Annotated in this window: 14 protein-coding genes; 9 read left to right on the forward strand and 5 right to left on the reverse strand. The window is 68.1% G+C overall.

Going from position 1 to position 15995, the window contains the following annotated elements; genetic code table 11:
• Nucleotides 1-70 precede the first annotated feature (70 nt).
• The gene (locus DWG18_RS10115; RefSeq protein WP_115647073.1) at nt 71-2755 is read right to left on the reverse strand and encodes a M1 family metallopeptidase; all 2685 of its coding nucleotides are present in this window, start codon (nt 2753-2755) and stop codon (nt 71-73) included.
• Between the two features lie 205 nt (nt 2756-2960).
• Here DWG18_RS10115 and ahpC point away from each other — a divergent pair, with 205 nt between their 5' ends.
• The 4 genes from ahpC (at nt 2961) to DWG18_RS10135 (ending at nt 7316) form a co-directional block, all read left to right on the forward strand.
• Nucleotides 2961-3524: an alkyl hydroperoxide reductase subunit C gene (ahpC, locus tag DWG18_RS10120; RefSeq protein WP_115647074.1), complete on the forward strand. Its 564-nt coding sequence runs from the start codon at nt 2961-2963 to the stop codon at nt 3522-3524.
• A 179-nt stretch (nt 3525-3703) separates the two neighbouring features.
• On the forward strand, nt 3704-5284 hold the full coding sequence (ahpF, locus tag DWG18_RS10125) for an alkyl hydroperoxide reductase subunit F (RefSeq protein ID WP_115648135.1): 1581 nt from the start codon (nt 3704-3706) through the stop codon (nt 5282-5284).
• 438 nt (nt 5285-5722) lie between these two features.
• A complete protein-coding gene (locus tag DWG18_RS10130) occupies nt 5723-6667 on the forward strand; it encodes a LysR substrate-binding domain-containing protein (protein WP_115647075.1) in 945 nt (314 codons plus the stop codon).
• 4 nt (nt 6668-6671) lie between these two features.
• Nucleotides 6672-7316: a hypothetical protein gene (locus tag DWG18_RS10135; RefSeq protein WP_115647076.1), complete on the forward strand. Its 645-nt coding sequence runs from the start codon at nt 6672-6674 to the stop codon at nt 7314-7316.
• A gap of 37 nt (nt 7317-7353) precedes the next feature.
• Here the strand turns inward: DWG18_RS10135 and msrA are convergent, their stop codons facing one another.
• Nucleotides 7354-8013 (reverse strand): peptide-methionine (S)-S-oxide reductase MsrA, encoded by a 660-nt coding sequence (gene msrA, locus DWG18_RS10140; RefSeq protein WP_115648136.1) that lies wholly within the window; start codon nt 8011-8013, stop codon nt 7354-7356.
• A gap of 118 nt (nt 8014-8131) precedes the next feature.
• Nucleotides 8132-8401, reverse strand: coding sequence for a DUF2007 domain-containing protein (locus DWG18_RS10145; RefSeq protein WP_115647077.1), 270 nt, complete (start codon nt 8399-8401; stop codon nt 8132-8134).
• A gap of 72 nt (nt 8402-8473) precedes the next feature.
• On the opposite strand from DWG18_RS10145, the gene DWG18_RS10150 reads away from it, so the two are divergent.
• The 5 genes from DWG18_RS10150 (at nt 8474) to DWG18_RS10175 (ending at nt 13446) form a co-directional block, all read left to right on the forward strand.
• Complete coding sequence (locus DWG18_RS10150; protein ID WP_115647078.1) at nt 8474-10219, forward strand: glutamine--tRNA ligase/YqeY domain fusion protein; 1746 nt, start codon at nt 8474-8476, stop codon at nt 10217-10219.
• Nucleotides 10220-10242: 23 nt separating this feature from the next.
• Nucleotides 10243-10737: a hypothetical protein gene (locus DWG18_RS10155; RefSeq protein ID WP_115647079.1), complete on the forward strand. Its 495-nt coding sequence runs from the start codon at nt 10243-10245 to the stop codon at nt 10735-10737.
• A 5-nt stretch (nt 10738-10742) separates the two neighbouring features.
• Nucleotides 10743-11318: a nucleoside deaminase gene (locus DWG18_RS10160; protein WP_115648137.1), complete on the forward strand. Its 576-nt coding sequence runs from the start codon at nt 10743-10745 to the stop codon at nt 11316-11318.
• A gap of 7 nt (nt 11319-11325) precedes the next feature.
• The gene (gene rlmM / locus DWG18_RS10165) at nt 11326-12432 is read left to right on the forward strand and encodes a 23S rRNA (cytidine(2498)-2'-O)-methyltransferase RlmM (protein WP_115647080.1); all 1107 of its coding nucleotides are present in this window, start codon (nt 11326-11328) and stop codon (nt 12430-12432) included.
• A 111-nt stretch (nt 12433-12543) separates the two neighbouring features.
• Nucleotides 12544-13446, forward strand: coding sequence for a hypothetical protein (locus DWG18_RS10175; protein ID WP_162823791.1), 903 nt, complete (start codon nt 12544-12546; stop codon nt 13444-13446).
• A 54-nt stretch (nt 13447-13500) separates the two neighbouring features.
• Here the strand turns inward: DWG18_RS10175 and DWG18_RS10180 are convergent, their stop codons facing one another.
• Together DWG18_RS10180 and ubiH are read right to left on the reverse strand one after the other, a co-directional pair.
• On the reverse strand, nt 13501-14673 hold the full coding sequence (locus DWG18_RS10180; RefSeq protein ID WP_115647083.1) for an FAD-dependent oxidoreductase: 1173 nt from the start codon (nt 14671-14673) through the stop codon (nt 13501-13503).
• Nucleotides 14670-15914: a 2-octaprenyl-6-methoxyphenyl hydroxylase gene (ubiH, locus tag DWG18_RS10185; protein WP_115647084.1), complete on the reverse strand. Its 1245-nt coding sequence runs from the start codon at nt 15912-15914 to the stop codon at nt 14670-14672. The genes DWG18_RS10180 and ubiH overlap by 4 nt, the downstream gene beginning before the upstream one ends.
• Nucleotides 15915-15995: the final 81 nt, after the last annotated feature.

The following is a 15995-nucleotide window of genomic DNA, read 5'->3' on the forward strand; positions in this document are numbered from 1 at the left end:
TTGGAGCCCCTCCCCCGAAACGGCAGCGGGCGACCCGAAGGCCGCCCGCTGGGTTTCCGGAGACGAGGTATCAGCGCGACGCGACGTCCAGCGGCAGGCCGGCCCGTGCCTTCTGCTGGGCCGCGCAAAGGCGGATGCCTTCCACTGTCTGCTCGAGCTCGCGCGGGCCGCCTTCGACCTTCTCCATGCGCGGCGCGAACTTGGCCTGCAGGGCGTCGGCCTCCTCGTTGCTGCACATACCCGACGAATAAAGACTGACCAGTGCCGCGCCGGCCGGGGCAAGGCGCGCCTCGAGCTCGGCGAAGTGCGTGTCGGTCCACTCCCGCAGTGCGGTCCGGCCGATCGCGTTGTCGAGCTGGCCGCCGACGACCGGGAAGATCTCGTTCCGGCGCAGCAGGCCCTTCTCGAACACCAGTGCGCGGGCGCGGGCGTCCAAGGCCGGCACGTGCGTCGCGCCCATCGCGCCCAGCAGCTCGCTGCGCAGCACCGCATCCTGGCTCGCGCGGAACTGCTTCTCCGCGGCGTCGAACGCGGCGGCGCCGCCGTCCTGCAGGGCGACGACCAGTGCGGTATCGCGCAGGTCCTTCGCCACCGCGTCGGCATGCAGCTGGCCGTCGCTGTCGAGGCCGAGCACCTGGCGACCGAGGCGATTCATTTCCTTGCGCACTGCCGGGTGCTTCAGCTCGGTCGCGAAGAAATCGACCAGCGTGCTGCGCAGCAGCGCGTCGTCATCGGATTCGCCGGCCTTCGCCGCGAGACCGAGCGACTCGAGGCGCGGACGATAGATCGCCGCGACCCCGGCGTGGAACGCATCGCGCGCCTTGTCGTCGGCGAGCAGGTGCTCGCTCATCCAACCCGTCGCGCTCATGCCGGCGGTGGCGGTCTGGCGCACGTTCGCGTTCGCGAAGCGCGGAAGCGCAGCGAGCAGTTGCGACGGCGTGAGCGTGCCGGCGCCGTAAGCGGCAACGACCGAGTCGGCGACCATGCGCTGTTCGCGTTCGTCGAGCGACGCGAACGCGTCGTTGAGGCCGGTCTGCAGCTTCGGCGACAGCGCGAAGCGGTAGTAGCCCGCGCCGTAACCGTTCGGCATGACCCACTTCGGGCAGCTCGTTGCCTCGGTCAGTTCGAGGTGCGACTGCGCACCCGTCACCAGCGCCTTCTGCTCGCGCACCGTCGTGCCATCCGCGTAGCGGATGGTCATCGGGATGCCCCATTCGCCGGTCGCGCTCGCGGTCGAGCCGATCGGCAGATAGCGCTGCTGCGCAATGACCAGCTCGGACTTCTTGCCGGAGCAGTCGACATCCACCTTGACGTACGGCACACCCGGCTGGTCGATGAAGCCGAAGAACGCCTTCGACACCGCCGCCGGATCATCACTCTGAGCAGCGACCGCATTGATCAGGTCCGCACTCGTCGCGTTGCCGCGCGCATGCGCCTTCAGGTAGTTGCGGATGCCCTGCCGGAACTTTTCCTCGCCGATGTAGCGCTCGAACATCGCGAGCGTCGCGCCACCCTTCTGGTAGGTGATGCCGTCGAATGCGGACTCGATGTCGCGGTAGTCGCGGATCGGCTCGTGCACGCGACGCGTCGACGCCAGGCTGTCCGCGCCCATCGCACCGATCGCGCCTTCGAGCAGGCCGCGATCCGTATGCGCCTGCGGCTGCACCTGGCCGTGGATCTTGTTGCCCATCCACGTGGCGAAGCCTTCGTTGAGCCAGATGTCGTCCCACCAGCGCGTGGTGACGAGGTCGCCGAACCACTGATGCGCGAGTTCGTGCGCGCTGGTGCCGTAGAAGGACTGGCGGCGGCCGACCGACGAGGTTTCATCCGGGAACATCAGTGAATCGCGGTAGACGATGAGCCCCGCGTTCTCCATCGCGCCCGCCCAGAAGTCGGGTGCGGCGAGGTTGTCGAGCTTGTCGAACGGATACGGGATGCCGAAGTAGTTCTCGAGCGCGGTGACGATCTCGGGCGTATGCGCGAGCGAGTACTTCATCTTGCCGCCCTGCCCGTTCGCGGCGACGCCGCGCAGACGGATCGGCGTGGTGCGCTCACCGTTCGGCGCGATGTCCGGACCAGCGACGACGTCCCACGGACCCACGGCGAACGCCACCAGATAGCTCGGCAGCGCCTCCGTGCGGTTGAAGGTGATCTTCTTCCAGCCGCCCGCGACGTTTTCGGTCTTCTTCTCAAGCGCATTGGCCACGCCGACGTCGTCCTTCGGCACGATCAGCGTGATGTCCCAAGGCTGCTTGAAGCTCGGTTCGTCGAACGATGGAAACGCCGTGCGCGCACCCAGCGGTTCCATCTGCGTCATCACGTAGTCGCGGCCGTCCGGCTTGACCTTGTAGGCGCCCTGCAGCTCGCCGTAGGGCGCGTTGAATGCGAGGTCGATGCTCGCCTTGCCGGCGGGAATCGGCGTCTTCGAGACCAGCTTCAGGACGCCCGACGGATCGACTTCGCTCACCGTCAACAGGAACGCCTTCTTGCCGACGTGCGCGGTGGCACTCGAAATCTTCAGGCCGCGACCGTGCATCCAGATCGTGCGGGTGGCTTCGGCGACGTTCGCATCGATGTGCGTCGAGCCGCTCATGCCCGTCTGCTTGGGATCGATCTTCAGCTCCAGCTTCACCAGCGTCGGCACGACGGTGCGCGGCAGCGGGCCGGTGGGAACGCCCGTTTCGGCAGCCTGCGCCGCGCCACTACCGGCGAGCGCGAGAGCGAGGGCAAGGACGTGGCGGCGCGGTCGGTGCATCGGTGGAGCTCCCCGGGGGTGACCATCGAGCGTAAGCGGCGGGGCCCGCGCGGGCCCTAGGTCGAAAGTCCCGGTCCCGTCGACTGATCGCGTGCTATCGATTGCCTTTGCCTATCGTGTAAATCGGATAGATCGATTTGATCTACCGCTTGTCGGCCGATAGGATGAGCCCTGTTCATTCACCCCTCCCCTCACAGGAATCCGCATGTCCCTGATCAACAAGAAGGTGCCGGCGTTCACGGCCCAGGCGTTCCACGACGGCAAGTTCGTCGAAGTCTCCGACAAGAGCCTGCAGGGCAAGTGGTCGGTCATCGTCTTCATGCCGGCCGCCTTCACGTTCAACTGCCCGACCGAGGTCGAGGACGCGGCCGAGAACTACGCCGAGTTCCAGAAGAACAACGCCGAGGTCTACATCGTCACGACCGACACCCACTTCTCGCACAAGGTCTGGCACCAGATCTCGCCGGCCGTGGGCAAGGCGAAGTTCCCGCTGGTCGGTGACCCGACCCACGCGCTGACCAAGGCGTTCGACGTGCACATCGACGAGGAAGGCCTCGCGCTGCGCGGCACGTTCATCGTCAACCCGGAAGGCGTCATCAAGGCCTACGAAGTGCACGACAACGCGATCGCGCGCGACATGAAGGAAGCGCTGCGCAAGCTGAAGGCCGCCAAGTACGTCGCCGAGCATCCGGGCGAGGTCTGCCCGGCCAAGTGGAACGAAGGCGCCAAGACCATCGCGCCGTCGCTCGACCTCGTCGGCAAGATCTAAGGCGCCACCGGAGCGCCGCGCGCAGGTCGCGCGGCGTTCTCCGGAGGTTGTCGACAGCGGCGTCGCGGCGCGATCGCGATGATGCTGTCGACAGCATCCGAACCCGCAGTTCGCAAGCGCAGTCATCGACCGCTTGCGGGCCGTGCGTGCCCGCCATTCCGTTAGCAATGGAACCCGCCATGCTCGACGAAAGCCTGAAGTCCCAGCTCGCCGCCTACCTCGAACGCCTGCAGCAGCCGATCCGGCTAGAAGCGTCGCTCGACGAGTCCGACGCCGCGCGCGAACTCGAAGCGCTGCTGCGCGACATCGCCACGCTGTCCGACAAGGTCGAGTACGTGCGCACCGACGACGACGCGCGTAAGCCGTCGTTCGGCATCGTGCGCGCCGGCACCGACATCGACGTGCGCTTCGCCGGCATTCCACTCGGCCACGAATTCACCTCGCTGGTGCTCGCGTTGCTGTGGGTTGGTGGCCATCCGCCGAAGATCGAGGACGACGTCGCGCACCAGGTGCGTGAGCTCGAAGGCGAGTTCCGCTTCGAGACCTATATGTCGCTGTCGTGCCAGAGCTGCCCGGACACCGTGCAGGCGCTGAGCCTGATGAGCGTGCTGAATCCGAACATCAAGCACGTCGCGATCGACGGCGCACTGCATCAGGCCGAAGTCGAAGCGCGCGGCATCATGTCGGTGCCGACGATCTTTCTCAACGGCGAGCAATTCGACCAGGGCCGCCTGACGGTCGAGCAAATCCTCGCGAAGCTCGACACCGGTGCGGCGTCGCGCGCGGCGGAGTCCATTGCGAAGAAGGACGCGTTCGACGTGCTCGTCGTGGGTGGCGGCCCCGCCGGCGCCGCAGCGGCGATCTACGCGGCGCGCAAGGGCATCCGCACCGGCGTCGCGGCCGAGCGTTTCGGCGGCCAGGTGCTCGACACCATGGCCATCGAGAACTTCGTCTCGATGTCGTACACCGAAGGCCCGAAGCTCGCGACGGCGCTCGAGCAGCACGTGCGCGACTACGAAGTGGACGTGATGAATCTGCAGCGCGCGTCGAAGCTGCATCCGGCAGGTGCCGACGGGCTGATCACCGTGGATCTCGAAAACGGCGCTTCGCTCAAAGCGAAGTCGGTGATCGTCACCACCGGTGCCCGCTGGCGGCAGATGGGCGTGCCCGGCGAAGAGCAATATCGCAACAGGGGCGTGGCCTATTGCCCGCACTGCGACGGCCCGCTGTTCAAGGGCAAGCGTGTCGCGGTGATCGGTGGCGGCAATTCCGGCGTGGAAGCGGCGATCGATCTCGCAGGCCTCGTCGCGCACGTGACGCTGATCGAGTTCGATTCGAAGCTGCGCGCGGACGACGTGCTGCAGCGCAAGCTGCGCAGCCTGCCGAACGTCGACGTCATCACCAACGGCCAGACCACCGAAGTGCTGGGTGACGGCGCCAAGGTGACGGGGCTCGTCGTGAAGGATCGCGCGTCCAACGAATCGCGCACGATCGAGCTCGAAGGCGTGTTCGTGCAGATCGGCCTGCTGCCCAACACCGAGTGGCTCAAGGGCAGTATCGAACTCACCCCGCGCGGCGAGGTCGTGATCGACGATCGCGGTGCGACCAGCGTGCCGGGCGTATTCGCCGCGGGCGACGCCACGACCGTGCCGTACAAGCAGATCGTGATCGCGATGGGTGCAGGTGCGACGGCGGCGCTGAGTGCGTTCGAGCACCTGATCCGCTCGTCGGCGCCGGCGGAGCAGGCGCAGGCTGCGTAAGCGGCTCCGGCTCGTCCCCGTCAAACGCGCGCGCCACACCGTGCGCGCGCTGACGCGACTATGGCTGTTGCCGTTGCCGTTGCCGTCGCCGTTGCTCACGTTGCATCACAACCGCTGATGCGAACCGTAAAGACCCCGAAGGGGCGGCCGACACGATGTCGGCTGTCGCCACCCGAGGCAGGATGCCGAGTGTGGCGATCCCGAGAGTGCTGCCCGATCGCGAGCTGTAGATCCGTCGAGGAAGGTGCTTTCTTTTGGTTACTTTTCTTTGCACCAGCAAAGAAAAGTGACTCGGGCGCGACAGCGCACGAAACGCTCCAGGCGGCTGTCATGCACGGCGGCACAACGGCCCGCCAAGGAACACCGCTCATCAACCGGGTGAATCAAAAACCCGGTCTCGATGGAAAAGCGCACACCGCGCCCCTACCATCCCCCCCCATGAACCTGCGTGACCTCAAATACCTCGTCGCCCTCGCCGATCACCGCCATTTCGGCCGTGCCGCGCAGGCCAGCTTCGTCAGCCAACCCACGCTCTCCACGCAGATCAAGAAGCTCGAAGAAGAGCTCGGCGTCGCCCTGGTCGAACGCGCACCGCGCCGCGTGATGCTGACGCCCGTCGGCCGCGACGTCGCCGAGCGGGCGCGCGGCGTGATCGCCGAAGTCGACCAGATGGTCGAAGTCGCGCGCCGCAGCCGCGATCCGGAAGCCGGTAGCGTGCGCCTCGGCCTGTTCCCGACGCTCGGCCCTTACCTGCTGCCGCACGTCCTGCCCGGCGTGCGCGAGCGCTTCCCGCGCCTCGAACTGCTGCTCGTCGAGGAGAAGACCGACCAGATCCTGCAGCGCCTGCGCGATGGCCGGCTCGACGCCGGCATCCTCGCGCTGCCCGTGCACGACGATCAGCTACGCGTCGAACCGCTGTTCGACGAACCCTTCGTGCTCGCCGCGCCGAAATCTCATCCGATCGCGAAGCATGAATCGCTGCACGGCGACGACCTGCGTGATGCCGACCTGCTCCTGCTCGAGGAAGGTCACTGTCTGCGCGACCAGGCGCTCGACGTCTGCCGGCTCGCGGGTGCGGGCGAACGCGCGGGCTTTCGCGCGACGTCGCTCGAAACGTTGCGGCAGATGGTCGCCGCCGGCGTCGGCATGACGCTGCTTCCGATGCTGGCCGTGCAGCCGCCGGTGCCGCCGTCGTCGGATCTCGCGCTGGTGCCGTTCTCGGGCGACGTGCCGCATCGACGCATCGCGATGGTGTGGCGACGCAGTTCGGCGATGGGCGATTTCCTCGAGCGCCTCGCCGCGGAATTCAAGCGTCTGCCGGACGAACTGCTCGCACCACCGGCGCCGAAGAGCGCGTCAAAACGTTCGCGGCGCGCGGACTGATCGCGTGCGTCGGATCGTCCTTGCGGCCCTGCTGATCGCCGCGATCGGCTGGTGGTTTTCGCCGGCGGGTCCGCATCGTCACCGCGCCCACGTCGCAGCGGCCGTGGGCGCGGTGAACTGCCCGATGCCGCCCGAGGTGTCGGCGTTCGGCGATCCGCTGCAGAGCCACCTTCCGTCCGGCATCGGTCCGTTCCGCCTGCAGGCGGCGACGCTGCGTCCGCTCGCCGGTTTCAGCGTCGATGCGCGCGTGCTCTCGCGTCAGGATTATTCGAGCGGTCGCGAATCGGATCTCTCGCCGACCGACCTCGCGTTGGGCTGGGGCCGCATGCGCAACGACGCGGTGCTCGATCGACTCGACATCTCGCAATCGGGTCGCTGGTACATGTATCGGTGGTCGGACGACCCGCCCATTCCGCCCGACGAGATCGTGCGATCGAGCGCGAACATGCACATGATTCCCGCGAATGCGAGCGCGGCGAGCGCCCTGTCGGATGTGCGCGAAGGCGATCGCGTGCGCGTAGACGGCTGGCTGGTCGAAGCCGACGCGCCGGACGGCTGGACATGGCGCAGCTCGCTGTCGCGCGAGGATTCGGGCGACGGTGCCTGCGAAGTCATCTACGTGTGTTCGTTACGGACTGTCGGGCGCTGACCGCCGCGCCACACGCGAGCATCGGCGTTCGCGTTGATCAGCCGGCGTCGATACCCGCTCCGATGGGGCAACTCACGCCCGTTCCACCCAGTCCGCAATACCCGTTCGGAATCTTCGACAGGTATTGCTGGTGCTCGTCCTCCGCGTAATAGAACGTCGGCGCGGGGTAGCGGATCTCGGTGGTAATGGTGCCGAGGCCCGCCTCGTCGAGACGTTGCTGGTACGCGTCGCGACTGGCGGTCGCCGCGTCGTACTGCGCCTGCGTCGTGCAGTAGATGGCGGAACGGTACTGCGTGCCGGTGTCGTTGCCCTGGCGCATGCCCTGCGTGGGGTCGTGACCTTCCCAGAACGCCTTGAGCAGCGCGTCGAACGTGACCTGCTTCGGGTCGTAGACGACGAGCACGGCTTCGGTGTGGCCGGTCATGCCGCTGCAGACCTCGCGATAGGTCGCGTTCGGCGTCTCGCCGCCCGAATACCCGACCGCCGTCGTGTAAACGCCCGGGATCTTCCAGAACAGCCGCTCGGCGCCCCAGAAGCAGCCGAGGCCGAACTGCACCTGCTCCATGCCGGCGAATTCGCCCTGGATCGGGCGGCCGTGCACGTGGTGCGCGTTGCGGATCGGCATTGCGGTCTCGCGGCCCGGCAATGCTTCGCCGGCACGCGGCATGCGCTGCTTGTGGGCACCGATTCCGAGCAGTTTCTCGAGCATTGGATCTCCTCGACCGGCTGTACCGGCGGATGATGGATTGCGCAGCACCCGCGTTGCGAACGCGGCGTGGCGATAGGTTTACGTCGCGGCGGTGACGACGGATGCGTCAGGCCGGCGCGAGGCCGCCGTCCCAGTCGGGTTCGGCGTCATCCGCGAGTTCGGGCGCATGGCCGAAGTCGAGCTCGCGCACCACCGCATCGGCTTCGGGCCAGGCGACGTCCGGCACGCACACCTGCACCATGCCGTGCACCGGCAGCTCGCCCATCCCGCCGGTCAGTGCCTCGCCGCTGATGAACACCGGAATGCCCGCGTCCTCGAGCGCATGGCGCACGAGATGGGCGTCGATGAGGTTCGCGGCGTCGTAGACGGGCTTCATGGCGGTCTCCCGCAGGGCCGGAGCGGCCTTCTTCGTTAAACTGCGGGCTTCCCCACGTGGTTGCAAGCCCGCATGTCCGCATCGCCCGAGAACGCCGCGCCTGAAACCGGCGTCAAGAACGACTTCATCCGCCAGATCGTCCGGGAGGACCTCGCGGCCGGGAAGCACCAGGCGATCCGGACGCGCTTCCCGCCCGAGCCGAACGGCTACCTGCACATCGGCCATGCGAAGGCGATCTGCCTGGATTTCGGCGTCGCGGCCGAGTTCGGCGGCAGCTGCAACCTGCGCCTGGACGACACGAATCCGGCGAAGGAAGACCCGGAGTACGTGCGCGCCATCCAGGACGACGTGCGCTGGCTGGGCTTCGACTGGCATGCGCTGCGCCATGCGTCCGACTACTTCGAGGTGTTCTACCTCGCGGCCGAGAAGCTCATCACGCAGGGCGACGCCTACGTCGACGATCTCACCGCCGAGGAAGTGCGCGCGTATCGCGGCTCGCTCACCGAGCCGGGGCGCCCGTCGCCGTATCGCGATCGCAGCGTCGAGGAGAACCTCGACCTGCTGCGTCGCATGCGCGCGGGTGAGTTCGCCGACGGTGCGCGCACCGTGCGCGCGAAGATCGACATGTCGAGCGGCAACATCAACCTGCGCGATCCGGCGATCTACCGCATCAAGCACGTCGAGCACCAGAACACCGGCAATGCGTGGTGCATCTATCCGATGTACGACTACGCGCATTCGCTGAGTGACGCGATCGAGGGCATCACGCACTCGCTGTGCACGCTGGAGTTCGAGGATCACCGTCCGCTGTACGACTGGTGTGTCGACAAGGTCGACCTGGTCAACCATCCAGAACTGCTGAAGCCGCTGCTCGACAAGGGCCTGCCGAAGGAAGCCGCGAAGCCACGCCAGATCGAGTTCTCGCGCCTGAACTTCAACTACCTCGTGATGAGCAAGCGCAAGCTGCTCGCGATGGTGAACGACGGCCTGGTCGACGGCTGGGACGATCCGCGCATGCCGACGCTGCAGGGCATCCGCCGTCGCGGCTACACGCCGGGCGCGCTGAAGCTGATGGTCGACCGCGTCGGCATCTCCAAGCAGAACTCGCTGCTCGACATCTCCATCCTCGAAGGCGCACTGCGCGATGATCTCGACGCCGCGGCGCAGCGCCGCATGGGCGTGGTCGATCCGCTCAAGCTCGTCATCACCAACCTGCCGGACGCCCACGAGGAATCGCTGACGTTCTCGAACCATCCGAAGGACGAATCCGCGGGCGAGCGCCGCGTGCCGTTCTCGAACGTGCTCTGGATCGAACGCGAGGACTTCGAGGAAGTGCCGCCGAAGGGTTTCAAGCGCCTCACTGTCGGCGGCGACGTGCGCCTGCGCGGCGCCGGCATCGTCCGTTGCGACGAAGTCATCAAGGACGCGGACGGTCGCGTCGTTGAAGTGCGCTGCACGCTGGATCCCGAATCGCGCCCTGGCATGGACGGCGCGAACCGCAAGGTGAAGGGCACGATCCACTGGGTCAGTGCGAAGCATGCGGTCGAAGCCGAGATTCGTCTCTACGACCGTCTGTTCACCGTGCCGGACCCGGACACCGATGAAGGCGGCAAAACGTATCGCGACTATCTCAATCCCGAATCGCGTCGCGTAGTGACCGGCTACGTCGAGCCATCGGCCGCTCAAGCTACTCCCGAGACGTCGTTCCAGTTCGAGCGCATCGGCTATTTCGTCGCCGACCGCTACGACCACACGGCTGAGCGCCCGGTGTTCAACCGCAGCGTCACGCTGCGTGACACCTGGTCGGGCAAGGCTTGACGTTCCCCCTCCGGAGAGCCGCCATGCGCGTGTCCATGTTCGCTCCGATCCTCCTTGCGCTCGGGCTCGTCGCCGGCTGCGCGCGTCCGCAGTCCACGACCGATACGCAGGCCGCGATGACATCGAACGATGCGTCGTCGGCGGTGCACGACGACGCACCGCCGGCGCATTCGACGCCTGTCAACGCGAATCAAGACGCGATGGCGGGTCGCGATCGTCCGCCGCCGCCGAAGAGCCAGGGCCTGCCGCCGCAGCGCGTCGAGTTGCCGAACGCGCCGAAGCTGGTGACGAGCTGTGCGAGCGATGGCGACTGCGCGGTCAAGAACGTTGGCAGCTGCTGCGGCGCCATGCCGGCCTGCGTCAACAAGAACTCGCCGGTGGATCCGGCAGCGGTGCAGGCCGAGTGCGCGCGCAAGGGCATCTCGTCGATCTGCGGTTTCAAGGACATCCAGAGTTGCAGCTGCGTGGCCGGCACGTGCCAGGACGCCGGCGGCAACTCCACACCGGTGGCTCAATGACGATGATGCTGTACGCCCAGGTGCACCTGACGCTGCCGGCGTGGGTGCACGACGCGGTCGACACGACGCGCACGTATGAAGGCGACGACGCGAAGGTCGCGCTCGCGATCGATCTCTCGCGTCGCAATGTCGACGCGCGCAGCGGTGGGCCGTTCGGCGCCGCGGTGTTCGGTCCGGACGATCGCGTGATCGCCGTCGGCGTGAACCGCGTGCTGCCGCATACGTGCTCGGTCGCACATGCGGAAATGATGGCCTACATGCTCGCGCAGCAGCGCACGCAGCGCGCGCGCCTCAACGAATCGCCCGACGGCAGCGCGATCGGCCCGATCACGCTGGCGACGTCCGCGCAGCCGTGCTGCCAGTGCTACGGCGCGACGGTGTGGGCGGGTGTCGACCGCCTGCTCATCGGGGCGCGCAGCGAGGATGTCGAAGCGCTGACCGAGTTCGACGAGGGCCCGCTGCCGGCCGACTGGGTGGGCGAGCTCGAAAATCGCGGCATCGAAGTCGTGCGCGACGTACAACGCGACGCCGCCTGCGACGTGCTGCGCCACTATTCGGCCTCCGGCGGCGCGCGGTACTGACGCCTCGATGGCCGCATCCACCACGACTGCGATCGCGCAGCCCGCGCTGCTCGGCTACTGCCGCGCGGGCTTCGAGCCCGAACTCGCAGCGGAGTTCACCGAGCGCGCCGGCGCGCTCGGTTTCGCCGGCTATGCGCGCACCGAGCGCGGCACCGGGTTCGTGCGTTTCATCTGCGACGACGCCGAGGCGCTGTCGCATGCGCTGCCGTTCCGCGACCTGATCTTCGCGCGACAGAAAATGATCGCGTTCGCCGAGTTGCCGTCGCTCGGCGCGACCGGCCAGGCCAAGCCCGATCGAGTCGGTGCGATGGTCACCGCGATGGCCGCCACGCTCGGCACGCCGACACTCCACTTCGGCGACGTTCGCGTCGAACACGCCGACAGCGACGAGGGCAAGCCCCTCGCCGCGCTGGCGCGCGCGCTCGGCAACGCGCTTCGCCCGGCGCTGCGCGAAGCCGGCTGGCTGACGCACATCGACTCCCCGGATCGTCCGCGTCTGCACGTGCTGTTGGAGACGGGCGACCACGCGCACCTCGGCATCGTCGATCCGCAGGACGGCAGCGAGTGGCCGATGGGCATTCCGCGCCTGCGCATGCATCCGCAGGCGCCGAGCCGTTCCGCGCTCAAACTCGAGGAAGCATTTCTCACGCTACTCGATGCCAAGGAGCGCGAAGCCTGGTTCAAGGAGAACATGCACGCGGCCGACCTCGGCGCGGCGCCGGGCGGTTGGAGCTGGGTACTGATGCGTAACGGCGTGCGCGTGATCAGCGTCGACAACGGACCGCTGGCCCAACACCTGCTCGACAGCGGACGCGTCGAACACCTGCGTGCCGACGGCTTCGTCTGGCATCCGAAACGCACGCTCGACTGGATGGTCTGCGACATGGTCGAGCAGCCGCGTCGCGTCGCCGAACGCATGGCGACGTGGCTGCGCGAAGGCTGGTGCCGTCGCACGGTATTCAACCTCAAGCTGCCGATGAAGAAGCGTTGGGACGAGACGCGACAGTGCCTCGCGCTCTTCGAACGGGACGTCGGACAGCCGGTCGAATGGCGTGCGAAGCAGCTCTATCACGACCGCGAAGAGATCACGGTCTTCGCGCGTCTACGCGGCTGACACATCCCTGTCCCGCAGCTGACGAAGCGACTGCGGACTAAGGAAAAGTGCACGCGCGGTTGATGCAGCCGCTTCTAGCGTCGTCCTGTTTTCCCGACACAGGGCACGACCATGACGATTCTCCGCACCAGCACGCTCGCCATCGCGCTCGGCCTTTCGCTGGGCCTTGCCGCACCCGCATACGCACAGAGCGCGACCGAAGTCCGCGCGAAAGTCGAGGCGGAAGCCTCGAAGGACGCCGCAGCCCAGGCGGCCAAGGACGCGCGCCATCACGCCAACACAGCCAAGACCGCGGCCAAGAGCGCCGCGGCGTCGGGCGATGCGGTTGCGGCCGACCAGGCGCACCGCGCAGCCGTCGCGGCCGAAGCCGCAAAGAACGATGCCGTCGACAGCACGGCCACCGCAATGGGTGCGGCCGCGGGTGCACATGACGGCATGAACAAGGTGACCGCCGCCGGCGAAGCCGCGGAAGCGGCGGGCGAAGCGAGCAGCGCTGCGTCGATGGCCGCTGACGCCAGCGCCGCTGCGCAGGCCGCCGCCAATCCGCCGCCGCCCGCCGCTGTGGTGGCACCCGTCGCACCGATGGCCGCCGACACCGCAGTCGTCGCCACGACGGGCGGCGCCGCCGGCAGTCGCTTCAGCATCGATACCGCGGTGCTCGATACCAACCACGACGGCTACCTCAGCCGTGACGAAGCCGCCGCGAACCTGACGCTCAACTCCGACTTCGCGACGATCGATGGCAACAGCGACGGCCGCATCGGCATGGACGAACTGCGCGGCTGGATCTCCTCGGGCGGCCTGGCGAAGAACTCGCTGCCAGTGCATGACGCGCTGTCGGGCGTGGCGTCGGCATCGGCGTTCCAGATGCTCGACGTCAACAGCGACGGCATGATCAGTTCGAAGGAAGCCGCGGTGCAGGCCAACCTGAAAGCACGTTTCCGCGCGCTGGACACCAACCGTGACGGCAGCCTGTCGCAGAGTGAATACGACGCGATGCCGCGCAAGAAGTAATCAGCCGGCGTCACGTCGCAAACGAAACGCCCCGCTCGAAGCGGGGCGTTTTTTTCAGAGCCCGGCCGCCTCGCGCCAGAGCGCGTGCTGCAGCGGTGGCAGGCGACCTGCGAGACCGAGCAATGGTCCGCGCAGCAGGGTCGGAAGCGCGGCGTCGTTCGAGAACGCGCGATTGATCGTCTCGAACGCCATCGCCGCGCGCGTGCATGCGCTGCGACGCGCGCGCGCCCAACGCTGCAGCCGCGACGTCGCGGGATCCACGTCGCGACCCGGTCGCGGCAACGCCGCACGCAGCGCGGCGACATCGCGCAGGCCGAGGTTCACACCCTGCCCCGCCAACGGATGTACGACGTGCGCCGCATCGCCGACCAGCAGCAGGCGCCCTTCGCGATAGCGCGCCGCCAGCTGGCGACGCAGCGGGAACACCGCGCGCGCAGACACGGGCCGCACCGTCCCGAGTCGCGCCCCGGAGGCATCGGTCAGTGCGCGCGACAGCGCATCGTCATCGAGTTCGCGCAGGCGCTTGGCTTCGTCGATCGGCGCCGACCAGACAATCGAGGCGCGGTGCGATCCGACCGGCAGCAACGCGAGCGGCCCGGTCGGCAGGAAGCGCTGGTAGCAGGTCGCGCGCAGCGGCTCGTCGGTATCGACGTAAGCGACGAGACCGCCCTGCGCGTAGTCGTGCACGGGCGCGTCGATGTCCGCGAACGCGCGCAGCGCCGATGCCGCGCCATCAGCGGCGACGACCAGGCGCGCCTGCAGGCGCCGGCCGTCTTCGAGCCGCAGCGTCGCGCGCGTCGCGTCCTGTTCGAGGCCGGCGACCGAGGCGGGCACGTGCAGGGCGACGTCCTCGCGCTGCAGCGCCTGCCACAGACGATCGACCAGCAGGCCGTTCTCGACGATCCAGCCGAGCTCGCGACGCGCGAAGCGGTCGGCATCGAAGCAGAGCCTGCCGTCGCCCGCGGCATCCCAGACTTCCATGCCGCGATACGGATATGCGCGCGCATCGCGGATCGAGGCGCCGACATCGAGCGTGTCGAACAGCGCCATGCCGTCGGGTGCGAGTGCATAGACGCGCAGATCCGGGGCGTCCTCGCGCCATCGCGGCGGTTCGCGCGCTTCCAGCAGCGCAACGCTCCAGCCGTCGCGTGCGAAAGCCAGTGCGGCGGCGGCACCGACCACGCCACTGCCGACGACGGCGATATCGACCAGATCGCGACGGCTCATGCGCGACGGCGTCCGTCGTCCCCGCGGCAGAGCGCAGGCACATCGCCGCGATAGCCCATCGCGCCGCAGACCAGCCATGCCTGTAGCCAGGACGGGTGATCGAGCGCGAGCAGCGCGGCCGAACGCAGCGGGCGCATCAGCAGTCCGCGCGCGGTGCCCAGTCGCAGCAGGCGATCGGAAAACGCGAGCGTGCGTTCACGATCTTCGACGCGGCGTTCCGCGTAGCGATGCAGCATCGCATCGTTGCCGATCGCATCGCGACCGTCGCGCAGTGCCGCGCCGACTTCTTCCGCCAGGGTCAGCGCATCGCGCAGGCCGAGGTTGAAGCCCTGCGCGCCGAGCGGGTGAATCGTCTGCGCGGCGTTGCCGACCAGCACGGCGCGCGGTGCGACCGTCGCCTGCGCGATCACACGACGGCCCGCATAGCGACTGCGCGTGCCGCAGGCGAGCAGGCGTCCGTGACGCCAGCCCAGGCGCGATTGCAGACGCGCCAGGAACGCTGCTTCGTCCATCGCTTCGACCACGTCCGCTTCGTCGTCCGCCACACCGTGCACGAGGCCGAAATGACGATCCGCGCGCGGCAGCAGCGCCGTGGGGCCGTCGTCGGTAAGACGCTCGTAGGCGGTGCCGTCGGGCGCACGTTCCGTGCGCAGGCGTGCGACGAACAGCGTGTGGCCGTAGTCGGTGGCGTCGCTGCCGATATCGAGTGCGGTACGAAGTGCGCTCATCGTGCCGTCGGCCCCGACGACCAGCTTCGCGGCGAGCTCGACCATGCCACCCGGCGTCTGCAACGTGACGCGGCGCGCGTCGCCGTCGAACGACGTCGCGACCAGCCGCGCAGGCCGGTAGCGCGTGAGGCTGCGCACCGTGTCCAGTTGCGCCTCGAGCGCATGGCCGAAATCGCGCGCAACCACCACCTGCCCGAACGCGGTGCGTCCGTAGCGTTCCGCCTCCAGCCGTGCCTGCCCGAAATCGCCGGCGCGACTGACGACGATGCGACGGATCGGCCCACCGGCTGCGCGCAAGCGCGGCATCACGCCGAGCGCGTCGAGCGCGTTGACCGTGGCTTCGGCAAAGGAAAGCGAGCGCTCGTCGAACACGGCGGGCATTTCGCCGGCGGGCGCGGCGTCGACCAGCGCGACGTCGAGGCCCAGCGGTTCCAGCGCCAGGGCGAGACTCGCGCCGACCAGGCCGCCTCCGACGATGACGAGGTCGTGCGTGCGCGGGGCGGCATCGTTCATGCGGCCATGATACGGCCGGCCCCGCGGGCTCCGTTAGAATGCGGGGCTCGCCGGTCCCGTGCCGGCCCGCCTTTCCGGAGC

Source organism: Lysobacter sp. TY2-98 (genome assembly GCF_003367355.1).
GTDB lineage: Bacteria > Pseudomonadota > Gammaproteobacteria > Xanthomonadales > Xanthomonadaceae > Cognatilysobacter.